At 63.5% G+C, this 20,317-nt stretch carries 23 protein-coding genes; 10 read left to right on the top strand and 13 right to left on the bottom strand.

The genetic code is table 11. The features are described 5' to 3' along the window. The first annotated feature begins 249 nt into the window (after positions 1 to 249). On the top strand, positions 250 to 738 hold the full coding sequence (locus tag ABH924_RS21650; RefSeq protein WP_404502138.1) for a DUF6993 domain-containing protein: 489 nt from the start codon (positions 250 to 252) through the stop codon (positions 736 to 738). 229 nt (positions 739 to 967) lie between these two features. Here the strand turns inward: ABH924_RS21650 and ABH924_RS21645 are convergent, their stop codons facing one another. From ABH924_RS21645 to ABH924_RS21600, 10 genes are all read right to left on the bottom strand, one after another. Then, entirely contained in the window at positions 968 to 1,558 is a 591-nt protein-coding gene (locus ABH924_RS21645) for a hypothetical protein (RefSeq protein ID WP_404502136.1), read from the bottom strand. Beyond that, positions 1,558 to 2,079 (bottom strand): hypothetical protein, encoded by a 522-nt coding sequence (locus tag ABH924_RS21640; RefSeq protein ID WP_404502134.1) that lies wholly within the window; start codon positions 2,077 to 2,079, stop codon positions 1,558 to 1,560. The genes ABH924_RS21645 and ABH924_RS21640 overlap by 1 nt, the downstream gene beginning before the upstream one ends. Then, on the bottom strand, positions 2,076 to 2,597 hold the full coding sequence (locus tag ABH924_RS21635; RefSeq protein WP_404502132.1) for a hypothetical protein: 522 nt from the start codon (positions 2,595 to 2,597) through the stop codon (positions 2,076 to 2,078). Before ABH924_RS21635 ends, ABH924_RS21640 begins: the two co-directional genes overlap by 4 nt. Continuing rightward, positions 2,594 to 3,115: a hypothetical protein gene (locus tag ABH924_RS21630; RefSeq protein ID WP_404502130.1), complete on the bottom strand. Its 522-nt coding sequence runs from the start codon at positions 3,113 to 3,115 to the stop codon at positions 2,594 to 2,596. Before ABH924_RS21630 ends, ABH924_RS21635 begins: the two co-directional genes overlap by 4 nt. Further along, the gene (locus ABH924_RS21625) at positions 3,099 to 4,895 is read right to left on the bottom strand and encodes a TNT domain-containing protein (protein WP_404502128.1); all 1,797 of its coding nucleotides are present in this window, start codon (positions 4,893 to 4,895) and stop codon (positions 3,099 to 3,101) included. The genes ABH924_RS21630 and ABH924_RS21625 overlap by 17 nt, the downstream gene beginning before the upstream one ends. Before the next feature lie 5 nt (positions 4,896 to 4,900). Beyond that, entirely contained in the window at positions 4,901 to 5,185 is a 285-nt protein-coding gene (locus ABH924_RS21620) for a WXG100 family type VII secretion target (protein WP_404502126.1), read from the bottom strand. Further along, positions 5,182 to 5,502 carry a WXG100 family type VII secretion target gene (locus tag ABH924_RS21615; protein WP_404502124.1) on the bottom strand — a complete coding sequence of 107 codons (321 nt, stop codon included), beginning with the start codon at positions 5,500 to 5,502 and terminating at the stop codon, positions 5,182 to 5,184. Before ABH924_RS21615 ends, ABH924_RS21620 begins: the two co-directional genes overlap by 4 nt. Before the next feature lie 181 nt (positions 5,503 to 5,683). Next, the gene (locus tag ABH924_RS21610; protein ID WP_404502122.1) at positions 5,684 to 5,977 is read right to left on the bottom strand and encodes a WXG100 family type VII secretion target; all 294 of its coding nucleotides are present in this window, start codon (positions 5,975 to 5,977) and stop codon (positions 5,684 to 5,686) included. A gap of 305 nt (positions 5,978 to 6,282) precedes the next feature. Beyond that, positions 6,283 to 7,131, bottom strand: a complete 849-nt coding sequence (locus ABH924_RS21605; RefSeq protein ID WP_404502120.1) for a hypothetical protein — start codon at positions 7,129 to 7,131, stop codon at positions 6,283 to 6,285. A gap of 31 nt (positions 7,132 to 7,162) precedes the next feature. Further along, on the bottom strand, positions 7,163 to 7,759 hold the full coding sequence (locus tag ABH924_RS21600) for a hypothetical protein (protein WP_404502118.1): 597 nt from the start codon (positions 7,757 to 7,759) through the stop codon (positions 7,163 to 7,165). 391 nt (positions 7,760 to 8,150) lie between these two features. Between ABH924_RS21600 and ABH924_RS21595 the strand changes: the two genes are divergently transcribed. The 6 genes from ABH924_RS21595 (at position 8,151) to ABH924_RS21570 (ending at position 16,531) form a co-directional block, all read left to right on the top strand. Continuing rightward, positions 8,151 to 9,515, top strand: a complete 1,365-nt coding sequence (locus ABH924_RS21595; RefSeq protein ID WP_404502116.1) for an Ig-like domain-containing protein — start codon at positions 8,151 to 8,153, stop codon at positions 9,513 to 9,515. 3 nt (positions 9,516 to 9,518) lie between these two features. Then, positions 9,519 to 14,036 carry an FtsK/SpoIIIE domain-containing protein gene (locus tag ABH924_RS21590; protein WP_404502115.1) on the top strand — a complete coding sequence of 1,506 codons (4,518 nt, stop codon included), beginning with the start codon at positions 9,519 to 9,521 and terminating at the stop codon, positions 14,034 to 14,036. A gap of 18 nt (positions 14,037 to 14,054) precedes the next feature. After that, positions 14,055 to 14,201, top strand: coding sequence for a hypothetical protein (locus tag ABH924_RS21585; protein WP_404502113.1), 147 nt, complete (start codon positions 14,055 to 14,057; stop codon positions 14,199 to 14,201). Between the two features lie 291 nt (positions 14,202 to 14,492). Then, a complete protein-coding gene (locus ABH924_RS21580; protein WP_404502111.1) occupies positions 14,493 to 14,660 on the top strand; it encodes a hypothetical protein in 168 nt (55 codons plus the stop codon). 319 nt (positions 14,661 to 14,979) lie between these two features. After that, positions 14,980 to 15,561 carry an RNA polymerase sigma factor gene (locus ABH924_RS21575; RefSeq protein ID WP_404502109.1) on the top strand — a complete coding sequence of 194 codons (582 nt, stop codon included), beginning with the start codon at positions 14,980 to 14,982 and terminating at the stop codon, positions 15,559 to 15,561. 649 nt (positions 15,562 to 16,210) lie between these two features. Then, the gene (locus ABH924_RS21570) at positions 16,211 to 16,531 is read left to right on the top strand and encodes an ATP-binding protein (RefSeq protein WP_404502107.1); all 321 of its coding nucleotides are present in this window, start codon (positions 16,211 to 16,213) and stop codon (positions 16,529 to 16,531) included. A gap of 83 nt (positions 16,532 to 16,614) precedes the next feature. On the opposite strand, the gene ABH924_RS21565 is transcribed toward ABH924_RS21570, so the two are convergent. Then, on the bottom strand, positions 16,615 to 16,881 hold the full coding sequence (locus tag ABH924_RS21565; RefSeq protein ID WP_404502170.1) for a GNAT family N-acetyltransferase: 267 nt from the start codon (positions 16,879 to 16,881) through the stop codon (positions 16,615 to 16,617). 408 nt (positions 16,882 to 17,289) lie between these two features. Between ABH924_RS21565 and ABH924_RS21560 the strand changes: the two genes are divergently transcribed. Beyond that, positions 17,290 to 17,529: a hypothetical protein gene (locus ABH924_RS21560; RefSeq protein ID WP_404502105.1), complete on the top strand. Its 240-nt coding sequence runs from the start codon at positions 17,290 to 17,292 to the stop codon at positions 17,527 to 17,529. A gap of 33 nt (positions 17,530 to 17,562) precedes the next feature. Here ABH924_RS21560 and ABH924_RS21555 read toward each other — a convergent pair whose 3' ends face one another. Next, positions 17,563 to 17,799 (bottom strand): hypothetical protein, encoded by a 237-nt coding sequence (locus tag ABH924_RS21555; RefSeq protein WP_404502103.1) that lies wholly within the window; start codon positions 17,797 to 17,799, stop codon positions 17,563 to 17,565. An 87-nt stretch (positions 17,800 to 17,886) separates the two neighbouring features. Here ABH924_RS21555 and ABH924_RS21550 point away from each other — a divergent pair, with 87 nt between their 5' ends. After that, on the top strand, positions 17,887 to 18,705 hold the full coding sequence (locus tag ABH924_RS21550) for a sigma-70 family RNA polymerase sigma factor (protein WP_404502101.1): 819 nt from the start codon (positions 17,887 to 17,889) through the stop codon (positions 18,703 to 18,705). Positions 18,706 to 18,752: 47 nt separating this feature from the next. Here ABH924_RS21550 and ABH924_RS21545 read toward each other — a convergent pair whose 3' ends face one another. Then, entirely contained in the window at positions 18,753 to 19,412 is a 660-nt protein-coding gene (locus ABH924_RS21545; RefSeq protein ID WP_404502099.1) for a maleylpyruvate isomerase family mycothiol-dependent enzyme, read from the bottom strand. Positions 19,413 to 19,592: 180 nt separating this feature from the next. Between ABH924_RS21545 and ABH924_RS21540 the strand changes: the two genes are divergently transcribed. After that, a complete protein-coding gene (locus ABH924_RS21540) occupies positions 19,593 to 20,240 on the top strand; it encodes a nucleotidyltransferase family protein (RefSeq protein WP_404502097.1) in 648 nt (215 codons plus the stop codon). The last annotated feature ends 77 nt before the right edge of the window (positions 20,241 to 20,317 follow it).

Here is a 20,317-nt window from a genome sequence, read left to right as displayed (position 1 = left end):
CACTCACAGGATTAACCCACCAGAGCCATTTTCGTGACGCGGCAGCGCCAGGGGCCTGGATCTTCCTTCGGCCGGAGAAGTCAATTAGCCTCTTCTCCTCGCTACTGAGACCGTGGAACTCGTGGATGCACAGGCCTGAAAACAGCCAAGATGTGAACAACTGCCGCGCCACAAGCGGCATTGCGCCGCATGTGGCGCGGCCAGGTGATGAGCAGGGGAACGCCGGGAAGACCACCAGGACGCGGCTACGTGGCCGGATGCAGGGGTTTGCTGCTTGCGGTACCGTTACTCGTGGCCGGCTGCACGGCGCCTGCCCCTGTCGTATCAGGAAGCACGCCGGTTTCATCGCCTGCCCCCGTCGAGTGCAGCCAGTACCACTCCGGCTGTCCCACCCAGTGCTGGAAATTCATCGGCATCGGCATCGGCATCGGCATCGCTCAGCCCGGGGACTGCCGCCATGAAGCAGACGATGGAGTCCGTACTGAAGACCATGCCGCCGCAACCCCCAAACCGGCAAAAGATGCATTGCGATCGCAACTCGTTTCGGCCGGCATCCCCGCCTCCGCCGTTGAGGTGTCCGCAAGCAAGACACCGACGGGACTGGATGTCGACGCCATCGGCGCCGCGGCCAGGCTGGACAAGGACTGCGTCATGGGCGAGATCAGGGCCGGCCAGGTTTCCGTGTCGGGCCTACCCGTGTTGGCCAGCGGCAAATGCTTCGTCGGGGATTCCCGCTAGCAGGACCGAACGTGAGTTATGCCTGGTCACCACAACGGCATGACGGCCTGCTTACACGACGGCGCGGGCGCCGGCCACGAAAACCTCCCGGTGGAAACAGGGCACCGTCAGGAAGCCGGCGACGCTTCAGATGCTTTGGGGACCAATGGCATCGGACGCATTCCTGCTCTTCCACTGCGTATTTTCATGACTACGAATAGGGTCGAGGCGCGTTGGCTTCGTGCCAGATCTAGTCGCACGCGGCCTCGACGGTTGCGAAAGTCGGAGGCGCAAATTCGGATGCCACACCATCGATTCCGTCGCCGATCATGATGGCCCACTTTCCCTGACCCTGCTGGCGCAACCCCAGAGCATACGGATCGAAGCCAGCGACAGAAGCATCCACCGGCCAATCATTCACCGGCCGCTGGCCAACACCCACGAGCTTGTCGTTGAGTTCGCGAATGTTCCGCTTCGTGGTTTCCGTAGCAGTCTTCACCGCGGCTTCGTGGCGTTCGATCATGCGCCTCACGCGGGCCGCATCTTCTTCTGGCGTGGATGTGGAAGGTTCCAACTTCGGACGAGGGGCCGTGGCTTCCTGCCAGATGTAGTCGCAGGCTGCACCGCTCGTTTCAAAAGTCAAGATATCGGCCCCGCCATCCGCTTTCATCGGCCCATAGCGGTAGGACACACCGCCGCGACCGTCGCTTCCTGCGATAACCCATTTCCCGTCGGTCTGCTGACGCAGGTTAGTGCCGTATGGATCGAAGACCTCGGCGGAGTCGTTCACCGGCCGCTTGCCCATCTCAACAAGCTTTTCGTTCAGTTCGCGAACATTCATCAATGCCCAGGCTCAGTGGGTAGCGGGAAGAGTGGCGCCCCGTCCGGATCGGCATAAGCAGCCCTCATCTGCTCGAACGACGCGTCCCGGTAATAAGTGAACTTGTTTGCGTCAACAACATATTGAAAGGTCGCGTTCAGTGTCCCGTTTGCCCAGGTCACGGTAGCCCGATCACTCTCGCGATATAGATCGACGCGGGAGCCGCGCTTGGGATCTTTCAATTGATCCGCATAAGTGAAGGGTGGGAGTTTGAGTTTGTAGGTCCTCCAACCGAAGAGTAGTCCCGCGGAGAGGTATTTTTCGGCGTCGATGAGCCGAATTGATTCCATTTCGATGGTTGGAGTGGTTTCGCGTTCGCCCAGACGGAGGACGGCGAAACTTCCCTCTCGATCCTCGATGAAATAATCGTCTCGATACCCATACGGTTTGAGAACCATCAGATACCCTGGCCGGTCCAGGACGACGACATAATCGTTCTCTTCGGCGAGCTGGAGAAGTTCGAGGCTAATGGGTGACTTCACGGTTCCAGTGTGTCGGGTGGCGGGAAGAGCGGGGCACCATCCGGGTCGGCATAAGCCGCTCGCATCTGCGCGAACGACGCATCCTGGTAGTGCGTGAACGCTTTCGCGTCAAAACCGAGACGAAAACTCGCTTTCGGAGTCACTCTGGCCCAGATCACGCTGGCCTTGCTGCTCTGCGGGTATTCCTCAACCCGAGAGCCCGGTTTGGGGTCTTTTACTTGGTCTAATGCCGTGAAGGGTGGGAGTTTGAGTTTGTAGATTCTCCAACCGAAGAGGAGTTGCCCGGCGAGGTATTTTTCAGCATCGATGAGCCGGGAGGCTTCCATCTGAAGGGTTAGCGTCATGTTGCGCTCGCCCCTCAAAAGGACAGCGAACCTCCCCTCCCGGTCTTCAATGAAGAAACTATCTTCATACCCATAGGGTTTGAGAACGAGTAGATACCCCGGCCGGTCCAGGACGACGACATAATCGTTCTCTTCAGCGACGTGACGGAGGTCGGGGCTAACGGATAATTTCACGGTTCCAATGTGCTGGGTGCCGGGAAGAGCGGGGCACCGTCCCGGTTGGAGTAGGCGGCCCGCATCTGTTCGAACGACGCATCCTGGTAATACGTGAACTCATTCGCATATGAACCCAGTTGGAAGCTCGCTTTCAAGGCACCGTCTGCCCAGACCACAGCCTTCGATGCCCAAGGGCTCTCCGGAGTCGGCTCGACGTGGGAGCCAGGTTTGGGGTATTTCAGCTGATCCAGGGCGGTGAATACGGGGAGTCTGAGTTTGTAGTCCCGCCAACCGCCCAGAAGCCGTGCGGCAAGGTATTTTTCAGCGTCGATAAGCCGGGTGGCTTCCATCTTGACGGTTGGTGTAGTGTCGCGTTCGCCCAGTCTGAGAACGGCGAAACTTGCCCCACGATTTTCCATGAACCATTCGTCATATCCATATTGGAGGACGAGGAGGTAACCGGGCCGGTCTAGGATCACGACTCGATCGCGTTCTTCGGCAAGTCGGAGGAGCTCGGGGTTAAGGGGCGATAACACGGATCACACCTTCGTTCTTTAGTTCATCGACGTCCACGGGGTTGCCTTTTTCGTTGAGGATGCGGAATTGGGTGCCGCCGCCGTCTTGACCGAAGGCTGGTTCGACTTTGCTTGATTCTACCGTCCAGCCGTCAGGGAGTGTGCCGGTGAATTCGTAGTCATGGAGGACTTTTGTTTGGAAACTGAGATCCAGTGACCGCTGCCCGGTGGGAGTGCCCTGGGGTGCGAAATACTTACCGCCACCGTCTTCGGCCATGCCGATTCGGTCGGTTTTCGGCCCGTATTGGGCGATGAACTCGTTCATATCCGTATAGAGGTGCTCGCTGCCGGGGACTTTTCCGTCGTTGAGCGGCCATCGTGGATTGCCCTGTGCGTCCAGGAACAGCTCGCGGGCTTGCTGCCGCGTATACGGGACACCGTTCGCGTCGTGACCATACATCTCCCCTGGACGCTCGGTCAGGGCTTCCACGCGGTGGTCCTTGAACCCTTCCGCCGGATCGAAACCTTTGCCAAAGTCACCCGCCCCCGGGAAGCGCATACCCTGCTCAGGCACAACGAGCTTTCTCAGATCCCCGGCTTCGCCTGCCATGAGCCCGGCTTCTGTGGTTGCAGCGTCCACTGCGGCTTTGGTGCCGAGGGTGCCGGCGAGTCCTGTGGTACTGCCGATGGCTCCCCCTATGGTGGCTCCGCCGATGAAGCCGCTGAGGAATGCGTCGTTGAGGTTGGCGTCGGGTTCGGTGATGCCGGCCACGACCGTGTTCTCGGCCCCGCTGGCGAAACCCCAGACTACTGCCCCTGCCGTTGCTTCCCCGACGGTGGTCCCGATGATGGCCGCGACACCGCTGCCGGCTCCTATGAGTTCAGCTCCCGCGGTGACGAGCCCGCCGACGCTGCTGGCGATGAACGCGGAGAGCTCGGCGATGAACCCGGTGATCGTGGCCGCGGCCCCGGCAGCCTCACCACCGACCGCGGCGACAGCGACAGCATCGGAAGCCCCGAGCGTGAAAACCGTGAACCCTGCCCCGGCCGATAACGTGACGCCGACCGTGACGATCACGATGCCGAGCGTGATCTCGGTCTGGACGTGGACGTAGTTGATTTTCCCGGACAACTCGCGGCAGCCCTTCGCCAACGCTTCCGAGGTATTTTGAAGCGACGTGGCAAGTGTTTTCATGTCCGCCACTGCGGCGTTGACTTTCGGGATCTCCGGACTGGACACCCCGGCCAGGGCGGTGGTGATCTTTTCCAGGTCCGTGGCGGCTTTCCCGAATTCCCCGGCCAGTGTGTCCCAGACGCCGGCGGCCTGCTCGAGCTTGTCCCGGTCCCCGTCCGGCCACAAGTCACCGATGATCCCCGCGACCATCTGTTCGAACCACTCGAACGCAGGATTCGTCTTCGGAAAATCCGGCACGCCACCGGACGCGGTAGACACTCCATGGCACGGCACAGGAGGGTACGGGGCAGGCAGGGACAGCCCGCCCGTGCTCCACCCGGCGTTGGTATGTTCGGCCTGGTGGTAGTAGAAAGCACTCGCGCCCAGGTTCGCCGCTGACTGGCCGAGCGCTTCCTGCAGTTTCCCGCCGAGGAGGAAGACCTGGGCGGCGATGTGGTCGTAATCGGTGGCCCATTTCCGGCCGTTCTGGTCCGAACCGGCCATCGGTGTCAGGCCGTTCAGCCCTGACGCTGCCGTGCTCAACGCGTTCGATACCGTCGCGGCGGCGCTGGAAGCGGCAGCTGAGGCGTCGGTGTAGGCTTCGGTGTCAATGACGAGGGCAACCACCCGCTCTACCAGCCCTTCGAAACGGCGTCGACCGCGGACTGGTAGTTCGTGCTCGATGTCGAGGCTGCGGTATGGATTGCTTTCAGGCCTTCGTTCATTTTTCCCGCGCCGTGGGCCCATTCGGCCTTCAATGCCAGGAACCGGGTGTGGGCTTCGCCGGACCAATGATCCGACACCGCTGAGGCAAGCCTCTCCACGTCCGCGAGCAGCGACTCGCAGAAACCAGCCATTCCGGACAGGGACCCGATCGTGTGTTCGAGATCTTCGGTGACTATTTCAAACCGTGTCATGACGTGCCGCCCGAGGTGATGCTGGATCCGGCAGAGACGTTGGTGACTGCGGCTTCCGTGGCCTCGTACGTGGTGGCGGCTTCGCCAAGGAGCCTCGCGATCCCGGCGAGAGCTTCGTGGACTTCGTATGCGCCTTGGGACCATTCGGCCCACCCGGCCCCGAACGCCGCCGACGCCGGACCAGACCACGAGCCACCGACGAGAGCCGAGGCGAGCTGGTTGCACTGTTTCAGCCGGGCATCGAACTCAGCCACCAATGCTTCGGTGCCCGCACCGGCACCCCGAATCGCTTCCGAAGCGACCCTGAACTCACTCATCACCAACACCCCTGAACACTAAAAACCCGCACGGCCGTATCCTGCATCGAATGAACACGAATGTTCTTCAGGAGAGCCGGCACGGGAGATCCATGACCCTCAACCGTCGCCAAAGACCGGCAACGGTACCCTCGGGCGATGCCGTAGGCATCACCAGCACCTTTTGGCAAAGAACGTGCCGTTAGGAGTGGAAGCCGCTGGTGACGTTGTGTTCGGTCTCCTCGTAAGCGCGGGCGGCCGTGCCGAGCTGGTGGGAGATGCCTTCAAGGGCACTCTTCAGGTCCATGCCGGCGCGGTGGAACTGCTCATACAGGTCATTGAAGGACGTCGACGCGCCGCCCTGCCAGTCGTTATCGATCAACGCTTTGACCTGGGCATTCAAATTCGACAGTTTCCCCTCAATATCCGCCGAGCCGCTCGAAAGCTGCGTCGAAACATGGGATAGCTGTTCGGAAGTTACTTTGTATTCGGCCATGACGTTACGTCCCTTTCGGTCACCCACAATAGTGGCGAACCGGCACCCAATGAGCCGGACAATTTTCTTGGTACTGCGTAACGAATTTCAGAATTAAAAGCGGAGGCTGACCCGGGATCCACGCAAATTCACAAGAATACCCGGAACAAACGGATAACCCGCTCAGAGAGTTAACCCGCCAGCGCCATTTTCGTGACGCGGCAGCGTTCAGCGGTCTAACCCGCCGGGGCCGTTTTCGTGACGCGGCAGCGTTCAGCGGTCTAACCCGCCGGGGCCGTTTTCGTGACGCGGCAGCGCCCAAGGGTTTAACCCGCCGGGGCCATTTCCGTCACGGCGGGGGCGCTGACGGCCGGATCGAGACCCCAGTTGGCGTAGGTGAAGTCAGCTGTTCCGGTGTCATCGGCCATGGTCAGTTTGAGCGGGAAGGGCTTGCCTGTGGTCGCGACGAGCAGGGTGCCGGCCAGGCGGCTGTTCTCGGTGATCAGGACCTGGATCGCGGGATCGTTTCCGGCGGTGGTGATGGATCCGGCGGTGTATGTCAGTCCGGTGACGTTGGCTTGGAGGATGGTCTTGAGCATGGTCGGTGCGTCGGTGAGCGCGAGCCATGATTTGACCATGGCGTCGCCGGGGCCGTACTTGAGGAATCCTTTGGCCAGGCGCGGTTCGCCGAGTTGCGCCGCGGCTTGCTGGTTGGTTTTCATGTAGACGTCATTGTCCAGGCGTCGCAGTTCGACGGTGCTGGTCCCGATGATGAAGGTGGCTTTGAAGGTGGTGGCGGACCCGGTCAGGTCGACCGTGACGGCCTGGGTTCCGGCACCCGGGGAGGGGCTCGGGGTGGCGGGTTTGGCAGTCTTGGGCGCCGGTGCCGTGTACGAGCCGGTCAGGTGGACCGATTTGGTTTCGAGGCTGTTGGTGAGGCTCTGGCCGATGATATCCGCGCCGTTGAGCTTTTCGATCCCGTTCGGGTTTGCCGTTGGAGAAGCCGTGGCAGTCGCGGTCGGCGCCGCGGTGCCAGGCGGAGCGTCCGTGGTGGTCGGCGCGGGGGCCGCGGAGGGGATGCAACCGGTCAGCAGGAAGGCTGCGCCCACGATCGCGAGGACTGCGACCGCACGGACCGGAGTGTGGCGGGACGTGGCCGGAGATGGGGTCTTCATGCGTGTCAGATGCTTTCGTCAGTGGGGAAAATCAAGATTTGGGGCAGACTTTCGCAGCGCCTTGGGCCGCGAGATCGGCATCGGTGGCCGGGACCGTCGTTGGTGCCCCTGCCCCGGCGGGCCGGACGATATAGCAAGCCCCTGCGGGGGCGAGGGCCGGGGTTTTCGGTATCCACGCCTCACGGCCGCGTACCAGGTAGCTCAGGTCCGTGGAGGCCTTGCCGTCCTTGAGGAGCGCAACGCTGTACGGGACGTCCGGGCCTTCCCAGCGCAGGTCGATGTTTGCACTGCCGGGGGTGGCTGTCAGGTTCGACACAGCCGGCGGACGGGCCGAATTCACCTGGAGGACAATCAAAACGGCCGCGACCGCCAGCACCGCAAGCGCCATGGCACTGGAGACCAGGATCGCCGGCCGTTTCCACAGAGGCCTGTGCCCCAGCCCGGATTCTTCAAGCCCCGGCAGCAGCGACAAGCCACTCCCGAGCGCGCGTTTGGACCCCGACGCCGGACCAGCCATCGAGGACGCTTCGTTCTCGAACGCGTGGTCCGGGAACAGGTCATCGTTCCGTAGTGAACCCAGTGCCGGAGCACCGGAACCCGGCTGCCGCTCTTGCTGCGCAGCACTCATCAGTTAACTCCCCTTATCAACCATCGGATCCGCCTACCGGGCCTTTTCGCACAGGACCAATTCACCAAGCAGGACTACATCTGCATCGGATACCGGCGGGTGAATCCCCAGTGTAAAGGATGACTTTGATAATGCCCGATAACCGGTTCTTTGTCGACGAACTCCAGCAGCGGACCGTGGCTTCGATTCCTGTGAATTTCATCTTCGGGAAACTCATCGGACGAGGCAATCGTCCCATCATCCCGATCAAATTAACCGCCGGATTTGTCACAAATGGCATCTTCACTGGGTAGAGTGGTGCGCGGCGCCGTAATTCTTCTGGCGTTTATCGACATACTTTGGCCAGCAAAGTTTTCCTGCTTTGGCGGCTGGATATTGGGGAGGAAACAGCATGAAACCGTCGATGCGCCGGCTTGGAGTCATCGCCTTGGTCACCTCGGCATGGCTGCTCGGACCAGCCACCGGGGCCGCCCTGGCAGCGCCCGCAGGAGGCGGGAACGGCAGCGGCGGCGGAGCCCCGCAGTCGACGTCCGTATCGGTTGACTTTCTGGGGTCGGCGCAGGCCTCTCTGACCTCCGGGATGACGATCACGGCGTGTCCGAAGACACCGCCGACGCCCCAGCTGTCCGTCACCTGCGCACCCGACGGGACCGTGACGTTTACGTCGTTGGGTTACGATCCTGCGACTGCCCAGCAGGCAGTGATCATCGAGGCACTCCCGCCCGGGGCGAGCACCCCGATTGACGTGGTTTTCAACGTGACCTTGAAGCCTCCGGCTCCCCCGACAGCCCAGTCACGCACCTATGACGTGCCATTCTCCCAAGGAACACAGGCTTCAATTCCGTTCACCGACATCACCTACACTTGCCCCGGATGCTCCAAAAACGCCGGGCCCGCATTCAACGCGACAGGCGTCAACCCGGCCAGCGCCGGCCAGGTCACCCTCGACCCGGTCCGCGGGTTCCTTTTCACCCCGGCACCGGACTACACCGGAACCCTCACCATCAGCTTCACGGTGACGGACCCGTTCGGGCAGACTTCCCAACCGGCCACCCTGACGCTGAGCTATGTGAAGGCCGCGTCAAAGCCCCCGATCGCGACGATCGACACGCTCTCCATCAAACGCAACAACTCAGGCACGGTGAATGTCCTGGCCAACGACGTTGACCCCAACGGTGGTCAGTTGACGCTCTCGACCTGCGGGACCCCCGCACACGGGCAGGTCACGTGTGCCCCTGACGGGACCGCGACCTACACTCCGAACGCCGATTTCACAGGGCTGGACCAATTCTCCTACGTGGTTGTCAACTCCGCCGGGGACCAAGCCACCAGTACCGTTGTCGTGGGGGTTGACGCCGACCCGACCACCGTGGTCCAGCAAATCACCACCGCCTCCCACGGAACGACCGCGCAACCGAGCGTGACCAACGTGACGAACGTGGTCCACCAGAACGCACCCGCTACGGCCGCCGCGGCCACTGGTGCCCTGCTCGAAACGGCACCGACGGGCGTGTTCGCCGAGATGGGCTCCTCCCTGGCGGCCATCACCGGTCAACTGGCCAACGGTGGTCCGACCGGGACCGGGGTCGGCAGCCGGCTCGCTGCGACCGGGCCCGTCGCCAACCCCGTGCCCCTGCTCACAACGGCTGCCGCCATGCTCCTCACCGGAAGTGCCTCCCTGATGTGGGTACGCCGCAGATTCAACCAACCAGCCGCTGCCCCGGCGACAACACCTGGCTCGACGGAAGCGGAATAGTCCATGGCAAACGTCAGGCTCAGCGTCGCTGAACCGGCCAACACAGGTGGCCAGCACGATCAGACCACCGGCGGGACAGCGTACCGGGACGTGGTCCTCAAGGTCTCACCCGACACAACGATCGCAGAAGTCGCCGCAGCCCTGGACCTCCCGGCCCAGGCACTTGCCGAACCAGCGGAGAAACTTCTCAGCGAATCATCGCTGCGTGCCGGCGCCCGGATCCCTGCACTCGCCGGAGCCTCCAATCAGGGATCCGCGGTTCAGGCCGGCACGATCCGGCTCGAGGCCGTCTCCGGCCCTTTCGCCGGAGCCACCATCGTGTTGGACCCGGAGAAAGTTCCCGCAGAAGGCTGGCGGATCGGATACAGCAAGGATGCCGACCTCGTCCTCGCCGATCCCTTTGTCCACCCCCGGCACGCCACGGTCCTGCCCCCCGGTGCCCCGCCCGCCAACAACAGCGGCAACGGTGACGGCGGAGTCAATAGTACCGACGGGTCCATGCCGGAAAATATGATCATGCTGCGCCCGGACGCCGACCAGGAATGGCCGGTCATCCTCAATGGCCAGGCGATCACCTCTGCCACGGGGATCAGCGAGCAGGACTTCTTCCAGATCGGCTCCACGGTTTTCCGGATCGGCACGGCACCCGTGGCCGACGCGGACATCCGCCCCGACGATGCCGGGTTCCTGGCATTCAACCGGGCCGCACGGATCCTGCCGCCGCGTACCGAGCCCGCCTTGCGGCTACCCGGAGACAAACCCGCGTCGGCAGACCGTGCTCCGATGCCGTGGATCGCAGCGATCGTCCCCGTCGTACTGGCAGTGGTCATGGCCCTGGTCATGCAACGGCCGCAAATGCTGATAATGGCGGCGGCCTCCCCCGTCATGGTGATCGGGTCCTACCTGGCCAGCCAACGAACAGCGAAAAGCCGTGGCCGCCGCACCACTGACAGCTGGCAAGACGATGTGCAAGCAGCCACCGTCCAACTGGCGGCCATCAGCACCTCCCAACGCCAGCTGGCGTGGCGGCTCGCCTCCAACCCGGTCAAAGCCATCGATACCGCGCTCCTGCCCACGGCCCGGCTGTGGGAACGACGCCCCGGTGATGCCGACGCCTCAAGCGTGCGCGTCGGTGTGGGTCGGGAACCCCTGCGCGCCCGGATCGAGCACAACGGTGCCAAATCCACCAGTGACGCCGGGAAACCGGACATCTCACCGGCACCGATCACCGTCGACTTGTCCCTCGGGGTCCTCGGCCTTGCCGGTCCCGCCCCAGTGACCGCATCACTGGCACGAAGCATCCTCATCGAAGTCGCGACCGCACGCTCCCCGAGGGAAAGCCGGATCCTCGTACTCTGCGACACCACAGACGCCGATGCCTGGGAATGGGTCCGCTGGCTTCCCCACACCGACGGAGACGACAGCGCCCACACACTCATCGGGAACACCCCGGAAACCCGCCTGGCACGTTTGGGCTGGCTCAAAACCGTCATCGATTCCCGGACCGCCCGGACCCAGGCCGGACGCAACGTCGTGTTCGAAGAGCACTACTTCGTCCTGATCGAGGGCGCCGGTCAGTGGCGGAGCATTCCCGGGATGATCGACCTGTTGTCCCGCGGCCCGGCAGTAGGTGTTTTTGTCATCGCGACCGACACGAGCCCCACCCGGTTACCCGAAGAAACCGTCTCCGTGGTAACCATCGACCCGGACGACGCCACAATGGGATCCCTGGATTCCGCATCACGGCCCTGCCCCGATGTCCTGCTCGATGGCCTCACCACCGCCCAGGCCGAGACCGTGGCCCGCAACCTTGCCCCGATCATCCACACCGGAGGCATCGGCGATGACGCCTCAACACCGTCCTCGGTGCGCCTGGTCGACCTTCTCGGGATCGACCTGGACGATCCCGGCCAGCTGCGCCACCGCTGGGAACAGGCTCCGCGCACCACGCGCGCCGTCATCGGCGCGGACGCCCAAGGCCCGGTCGCCATCGACCTGGCCACCGACGGCCCGCACGGGCTGATCGCCGGCACAACAGGCTCAGGGAAGTCCGCTTTCCTTCAAACCCTGGTGTCTTCCCTGGCGATAGCCAACCGGCCGGACGCACTGAACTTCCTGCTCATCGACTACAAAGGCGGGGGTGCGTTCGCGCAATGCGCGTCCCTACCCCACACCGTGGGCATGGTGACCAACCTGGACGGACGGGAAACCATGCGCGCCCTGGCGTCCCTGGACGCCGAATTGAAACGCCGTCAGACGGTCTTGGCCGAGCTCGGTGTCGAGGACGTCAAAGAAGCCTGGGCCAGGGACCCGCAGACCGCAGCCGCCCGTGGCCTGGCCAGGCTCGTCCTGGTCATCGACGAGTTCGCTGAGCTCAAGCTCGAACTCCCGGACCTGATCACCGGCCTGCTCCGGATCGCCCGGGTCGGACGTTCCCTGGGGGTCCACCTGCTGCTGGCAACCCAGAAACCCTCCGGGACCATCACCCCCGAAATGCAGTCCAACACCAACCTCAGGGTCAGTTTGCGCGTTACCGACAGGGCGAACTCGATGGACGTCATCGACGCTCCCGACGCCGCCAACATCACCAGTGCAACCCCGGGGCGCGGCTACATCCGCCGCGGAGCCGGGCAGGCCCCCGCGATCTTCCAAAGCGGCATGGTCGCCGGGCGGCGCCCCGGCACCGCGTCGACCGCCGTGCGGGCGCTGCCCCAGGTCATTCCTGTCCGGTGGGAGCAACTCGGGGAACCCGTCCGGTTCCCGCCCCGGCCCCAGGGCGGGGGCGCGGCCAGTGCCGACCGTGACGACACCGACCTGCGGGCCATCGTCGAACTTGTCACCCAGGCAGCAACCAGCCTCGGCATCACGGGCAACCCGCCCCCGTGGCTGGCTCCCCTGCCCCGGCACATCACCCTCACCGACCTCATCGCCGGCACGGATCAAAGCAGCGACCGGGAGGAAAGCAGCGACGCAGGCCAGGCCGGGCCCTCACTGAAGCTCGTCCTCGGACTGGAAGACATCCCTTCCGAACAGGCGCAACGGGTCCTGGAATGGGACATCGCCCACGGCTCCCACCTGATGTTCGCAGGCGGGGCGCGCTCCGGACGAACCAGCGCCCTGCGCGGCATCACCGTCCAGATCGCCCGACGCGACGCCCGGGACGTTCACCTGTACGCGATCGACTACGGCAACGGCGGGCTCCGCCCCGCCGCCGGGCTCCCGCACTGTGGCGCGGTCGTCACCCCCATGGAAGCCGGGCGGCTGCAGCGCTTCATGACCCGCATCCTGCTCGAGCTCTCGGAGCGGCAGAACCTGCTCGCCAGATCAGGGGTAGGGGATATCAACGAACAACGCCGTCTCGCAGCCGACCGTGGTGATGCGTTGTCGTTCGCCGTTGTCCTCATCGACGGTTACGAGCGGGTCAGTTCGGACCTCGGCGGTGAGGCACTGGCCGAATTCAAAGACCAGCTGATGAAGCTGCTTCGCGAAGGCCCCGCCGTCGGTATCCGGGTCGTCATCGCCGGGGACCGGGCACTGCTCACCGACAAGATCACCGGGTTCATCGACACCAAATATCTTCTGCCGATGACCGACCGGGACGACTACCGGCTGGTCGGCATCGCCACCCGGGAGCTGCCCGCCGAAATCCTCCCGGGCAGGATCTACTTCGGTACGCAGCCCACCCGTGAAGCCCAACTGCTCATCCTCGACGCCCCGGTGGACGGAGCAGCCCAGCACGCTGCCCTGGAACAGATCGTCGTCAAAGTGGCACCGCAGGAAACCGGGCGCCGACCGTTCCGCGTCGATGTGCTGCCCGCCTCCATCACCTACCTCGAGGCCGCGAAGCTTCCTGTCACACCGGGATCCTCCGCGGATACCGGTCCGATGATCGGCGTCGGCGGCGACGAACTGTCCCGGCACCACCTCGATTGGGTTCTCTCCCCCGGGTTCCTTGTCGCCGGCGAACGAGGTGCCGGACGCTCCACCGCGCTGGCAACGCTTCTCCAAGGCTTCGCTGAAGGATCCCACCCGTGTGTGGTCATCGACCAGCGCGGCTCGATTCTGACCGATACCGCCCACCGACACCAGGTAACCGTCATCACACCGGCGAGCTCCGACGCCGCCGAACACCTCGCCGAGGTCGTGGAAGACCTGAGGCGGCAAGCTCCGGGACGGCGGATCGCGATCATCATCGACAACGCCGAAACGCTCACCGAAGGCCCCCTCGCCGAGGCCCTCGCCGCGATGCCCTCCGGGGTCACCGGCTACCTCGCCGGCTGCCAGATCGATGACGCGGCCAACATCTTCAGAGGCCCGGTCGCTGAAGCAAAGAAACACCGCCAAGGCCTGTTCCTGTGGCCCACCTCGGGTCTGAGCGGCACCCAGATCCTTGGCGTGACCATCCCCAAGAACCATCTCGGACGATCCATCCCCGGCAGGGCCATCCACCTCGCCAACGGCGAATACACCAGCATCCAGATCCCCACGCCCACCCCCGGAACCCCGGCGAAGGAGCAATGACTGCCAATGTGCCGGGCAATGAGCGACCCCCACGGCGGCTACCAATGCCGGTGGAAGAAGCTTGGTGCCGGGAAACTGGCGAAAGTCCTCTCTTCGCCGGCCACGAGCGTGGCAGCTGAAGAGTTTGCCAAGCAGCCGGAAGGGGCCCGCGATCGATGGCCTTGACCAGCTGCGGTCACTCGCCGTGGACTCGCTCGTCGAGGCGATCACGGAGCTTGATGATACGGACGCCGGACTGTTACTGTCCGGGCGCAGTACCCCCGGGAACTTTCGCATTTCCTCTGTTCCATCGCCGCCGCGATCGGCGAGGCCTGCGCCGCCGTCCAGAAGGTCATCAACGACCTTCCGAAAGACATCGCCAAGGTGGTCGCAGCCACCATGTGGCAGGACAAGGCGGCCCGGGCCGTCGGTCGCAAAGTCGTATAGATTGCCATCTCCGGGTGGGTCAAGACCGCGATGGTCGGCTCGCCCCTGGGCGAAGCCCAAAGAATCGGCTTCATCGCCGACCTCGCGGCGACCGCCCTATGCCCGGCGCCGACAACACACCCCGAAGTAGCTTCATGCGCCGACCGGGTCGCGAAGACCCTCCAGACCGAAGCGATCAAGCACTTGGTCACTGGATAGGTCCCCTGAACCGGCACCGGGGGCAACCAATAGCCGCGCCCGGCCGAACGTTGTCCATCCAGGCGCGTCTTCCAGAGCGACCCGCCACCAGCGCCAGGCAAACAGCCATTGCGCCAGTGTCGGCCGGCGCACTCCCGTGAAGTCCGTGCGTCCATGCCCGAAGTTTGCGGCCGGTTACTGGATCTTCCCGAAAACTCCGAGATTCCACTGATTCTCTGCTTTCCCGTCATGACAAGCGGTTGCCGGACTACTAACAGGTAGGAATGCATTGGGTACGGGTTCCTGGTTTTCCGGGTTCTCCAGGGGGGTAGGTCAGGCAGTGGTCCAGAGTGATGAAGAATCGGGTCTGCTCGCCGGTCTCCGGGCGGGGGATCCGGAAGCGATGACCGTGTTGTATGAGCGCTACCGTGGGCCCGGACTACAGTTTGCCATCGGGCTGATGGGCGGCACCCAGGAGGCCGAGGACGTTCTGCACGATGCCTTCGTCAAGGTCGTGTGCGCTCTCCGGAACGGCAACGGGCCCAGCGATGTTTTCGGGGCGTACTTGTTCACCTCGATCCGTTCCGTGGCAAACAGGTACTGGAAGAAGCTCGGAAACGAACAACCGACGCCGGATGAGGACCTGGACCCGATACCGTTCCAGGATCCCGGCCTTGAATCCGCCCTGTCATTGTTCGAACAAAAGGACATCGCTGCCGCGATGCGTTCCCTGCCCGATCGGTGGCGACTGGTGCTTTGGTACGCGGAAGTGCTCGGAGAGAAGCCCCGGGACATCGCGCCGGTCATGGAAATCCGGGCGAACGCAGTCTCCGCCCTCTTGAACCGCGCCAAGACAGGGCTTCGCGCCGCCTACGAGGAACAAGCCACTGCCGGCCCCGCGGCGTCCAGGCGCGGCGAGTAACGGCCGTCGTCGCAGTAGACCCGGATTTCATTCACGACGCCGCCGACGCGCGCAAACCCCCGCACGACCAGGCCCCGATCGGCCCCGGGGGTGTTTGCCCGTGACCGGACGTCAAGTCGGCCGGGCGCCGGTCGTCACCGCACGGACCGGCGCATCACGAGACGATTTATGCCCGTCTCATTTCCTGTCAGGGCGATGCAGGGCTATTCATCGGCCGTGCCGCCGCAATCGGTCTCGCCGTGCTTCGGGTCTTCGCCGCCGTTTCCACCGTTATCCGAGTGCCAGCACGCGCGCCATTTGTCCCGGCATTGGAGGGCGGAGCGATTCCCGCGTCACGATTCGCGGCCAAGGCGGTTAACTCAATGTGCAGGTCTACCCAGCCTTCCGGAGACCCCCCATTGACCCGGGACGATGACCTGCGCAACGGTACCGGCGTGATGATGCCGTCGGCGCTTCGGGCGGCATCCCGTGAGATCGGACCCCTCACGGGATGCCGTCTGCTCCGCACCGTCGTTGTTCGATATCTCTGCCCGTGCCGGCCGCAGAAGCTCGCCCGGACCATACGATGATGCAACCTATGCTTGGTGAGCCTGCGTTAACGCCGGTCTGGATGTGCACCAATTTCGATGGAGAAGAAGCGCACCACGGAATGGTCGATAGTTTAGCGGTTCTGGTTGATGCATCGGGTTCGGAAGGACTTGCTGTCAAAGGCGATGACATCGGCCTTTTGCCCGCGGCCACCGACACCGCCGAAGGCCTCTACCGGGTCCTGGACGCCGCCTACGAAAAGCGCTCCGTCGCGATTTCCTCGAACCTCCACCCGGCGGGCTTTGCCGAGGTCATGCCCAAAACCCTTGCCACCGCCACCGTGGACCGGCTCCTGCACCACACCCACGTCTGCCAAACCAGCCGCGACTCCATCCGCCTCACCCAGGCCCTCGCCGGCAAAGGAGTAGCCCGACTGAACTAAACACCGACGACGATGGCGTCGCGCTCACGAGTGCTCATATCCAGCAGCCTGTCACCACACCAAACGTCCCGATGAGGGATCGCTTATCTGGACGCCTCGAAGAGAATGAGCTCAGACCGACCGTCATCCGCAGTCACGCCGCGGATCGCCGGGAATCGGGCGACCGGCCGGAAGCCGAGAGTCTCGTGCATCCTGATGGATGCCGTGATGTGTTCTTTTGCGAAGTAGTAAGCGATCGGAGCTTGAGACCAGATCCATTCCGATCTCGCCCGGGTGAGGGCAGAACCGATTCCTCGTCGGCGGAACTCCGAAGCACTACGACGCCGCCGAGATAGTGTCCCGCGGGACAGCCGCCTTCGGGATCCGGGTGGAAATGCCTCTTGGCCACGCCAACGACTTCGCCTTGGGCGACAGCCACCAAGACGACCCGGTCACTCCTGGGGGCGATCATCTCGATGGTCCAGCGTGTTCGGCCGCTGGCATCACAAACCGCATTGACAGGTCCCAGGTCGGCCAGGGTGGATTCGCGAATCTGCATGGACCCAGCGTATAAGTGATGGCCCTTGTGTTCCGTGGTTCCTTGATTGGGACGTGAGTGCCCGGACTTCAGTTTGGTCGGGCGTCTGCGGCGGTTTTGCAGGTGTCGGAGCAGCGGATTCCCTTGGGGCGACAGCTTTTCCGGTGTGCGGTGCCTAGACTGATACCGGGGGCCGGTACGGACTGGGTTGACCGGTAACTTGGGATCGTTGGAGCAGGCGGTGTCCGAAGGGCTCGGAGCTTTTGAGCCGGCAGGAGAGCCTGACACTTCCACGGCGGCTGATGCCGCGGACAGTGCCGCGATCTTGCGCGGGCAGGCGCAATCGATCATCGACGAGGTCCTGAACAGTACCGAACCCGAATACGAACAGGCACGGGCACAACTGAGGCGGATCGTCGCCCGCTATCCCGGGCATCCGGAACTGGCGCTGCTGGTGCACCTGATGAACCGGGAACAATGACATGCCCCGCAACCCTGAAACAACGCCTCAAGCTCAGGTCCGGACAGACGCCTCGCCGTTGCCGACCGCCTCGATCCAGTCGACCGCTTCATCCGGGAAACAGGGACCCGAAGGCCCTGTTGGAGGAATCCACCACGCATCGGAAGGACCCGGCCCGCCGGCTGCGGTGATCTCGGCGACCACGTCCGCGGGCACCTCGTCGCCGTTGTTCTCGATCAACCATGTCCGGGTCGAGGGTTTCAGCTTCGACCACCAGTGCTCGATACTCATGAGCGAAGTCTGCCATACCGGACAATTCCCGCTACCAAAGGCGCGGAATGCATGGCTGTTCAACTTTGGGCGACGTAATATGAGGTCATGGTCTCAGTTTCGGGGACAGCCCAACGGGGGGCTGTTGCTACTATCGGCGCGCGCACCCCACAACGCGCCGCCGCACAATCCCGGTATATCGTCCCGGAGGATCCTGACGGTTTGCTCCGGAAGGCCCGGACCGGGGATTCCGGAGCATTCGGCGCCCTGTATAAGAAACATCGCGGGCAGGCATCCACGGTGGCCTCCCTGGAAGTCCACCGGTCCCGGGAACGACAGGACGCGGTATCGGAAGCCTTCACCTCCGTGCTGGAGAACCTGAACCGCGGAGGAGGCCCCGAACGCAATTTCCGGTCCTACCTGCTGACCGTGCTAAGACGCACGGCATACGCCTCGAACACGGACCGTGGACTGGCCGCCCTCACCCTCGACGGCGTCCTTCCCGATGAGGCTGCCCCGTACGAGGACCCCGCCATAAGAAACTTCGACATGGAGGCCGTTGCCCTCGCGTTCGCGGAACTGCGCCTGCACTGGCAGCAGGTCCTCTGGTACCGGGACGTCGAGGACCTCAAACCCGCCGCCGTGGCGCAACTGATGGGCATCAGCGCGAACGCCGTCTCACTGCTCCACATCCGTGCCAGGGCCGGCCTGACCCGGAACTACCTTCAACAGCACATCACGGACACCCGCGGCCCGAGCCTCGAATGCAGGACCGTCCGCCCGCACCTGGCCTCCTACCTGCTCGGGACCCTGAAAACCTCATCCAGACAACACGCCGCCGCCCACCTGGGCCGGTGCCCGGCCTGCGCCGAGCTTCTCTCCGAACTCCGCCACTACGCCCCCCGCAACAAAACACACGCCCAGTAGCCCGGCGCCCTGGTTCTGCTCGTCTGGTCCTTCTGGCACCAAAATTGTCATCCTGCTACTGGGGCGATGCTTTGGAGGCGTGAGCGAAGGGTCGGCACGCCGGGGCCATGGAGGTCCTCAAGGTAAGGAACGCGTCCGGCCATCGTCATCACCAGGGCAATGGTCGGCCCAGTAACCACCGGTCCCGTACCTGCTATGAAGGGCCCGTCATCTGCCTTCAACTGGAGGCCTGCGGCGCGCGTGCGGCTGCCAACTGTGAAGTTGCGGCGCGCGAAGAACTCCGCGACGGGCGTCAAGGCATCAATGCCCGGGGTACGGGAAAGCCCCAGCGGGTGGCGGATGTCCTGGGAGTGCACGAGAACTTCTCCCAGGTAGGCCGGAGTATGAGAAGACGGCGCGACGGTGCTGTCGAAGACGGCGCGAAACCCCTCCAGGGTTTCGGCCGAGGTGTTGCCGCGGTGCTCCTGAAGTCGGCGCTGGTTGTGCACATCCGGTCGAAAACGCGCGCCAAGCATGCTGCGCAGCCACTGCCACTGGTTCAGGCTCGCCGCGGCAGTGAGATGCGCGACGACTTCCTCGACGTTCCACTGCCCGCATAGCGTCTCGTGATGCCACTGCTCCGTGCTAAGGCTCGATAAGTCCTCCGCTAGCGCGGCGCGCTCAGCATGCGCGAGAGCCCAAAGTCTGCCTTCCGACGATTTTGCCATATCGCTTGTTCCTCTATTCCACTTTCGTGGCTCCAATCGTACGCCCGCTCTTTATAGACCGGTGTACCGCTAAATAATGTCCATATTCACCAACCCTACGGCCCGGTACAGCACGGATCTGGGGACGGAACCAGGTGACGCGAAACGACGTCGTTTCACGGGGTGGGGCAGGATGGTCTTGTGACCGCCCATGACGAGCAGCTCTTCTTGGCCTATATCCTCAAGAACCCGATCAATGGGCAAATTCTTAGTCTGGGGCCGCTTCTTGGTGTCTCCGATTGGTGGTTGACTGCCGGGGCTCTGTTCCAGACAGTTTGGAACGTGTTGGAAGGGAGGGACCCTCGAGCTGGGATCCGGGACTACGACCTGTTCTACTTCGACGAGGAAACCTCCTACGAGGCAGAAAACGCGGTGATTCTGAGGGCGCGTGAGCTATTCAAGGACCTGGGAGTCGATGTAGAAGTCCGCAACGAAGCCCGTGTGCACGTCTGGTACGAGGAGCATTTCGGCGTTCCGGCGATCCCCTTTACCAGCACCACTGATGCGGTGGACCAGTTTGCCGCGAAGAGCTGCTGCTTCGCGGTCACCTCAGATGATGCGGGCTCCCTCACAACCCATGCACCGCATGGCTACGATGACCTGTTTGCGCGGAAGATAGTGCCGAACCCGGTGCTTGCTCCCAGAGAAGTGTATGAGACGAAGACCAGGCGCTGGCGAACGGAATGGTCCACGCTGACCGTGCTGCCATGGCCCACAGACGGCTCCTTCGATGAACGACCGCTGGCACCAGCCCGGAAGGGTGGAAACACACCGTATCCGCCCCGCTGATCCCGCCACCTGGGGCTTCATTGTCGAGAGCCGCTGCTAGGGTCTGGACCCATGACGATGCAAGCTCACGACCACTC

This window comes from Arthrobacter sp. GAS37 (assembly GCF_044908325.1).
In the GTDB taxonomy this organism is placed as follows: domain Bacteria; phylum Actinomycetota; class Actinomycetes; order Actinomycetales; family Micrococcaceae; genus Arthrobacter; species Arthrobacter ramosus.
Note: the sequence above shows the minus strand (reverse complement) of the source record. Positions and strands in the feature narration are given on the sequence as shown.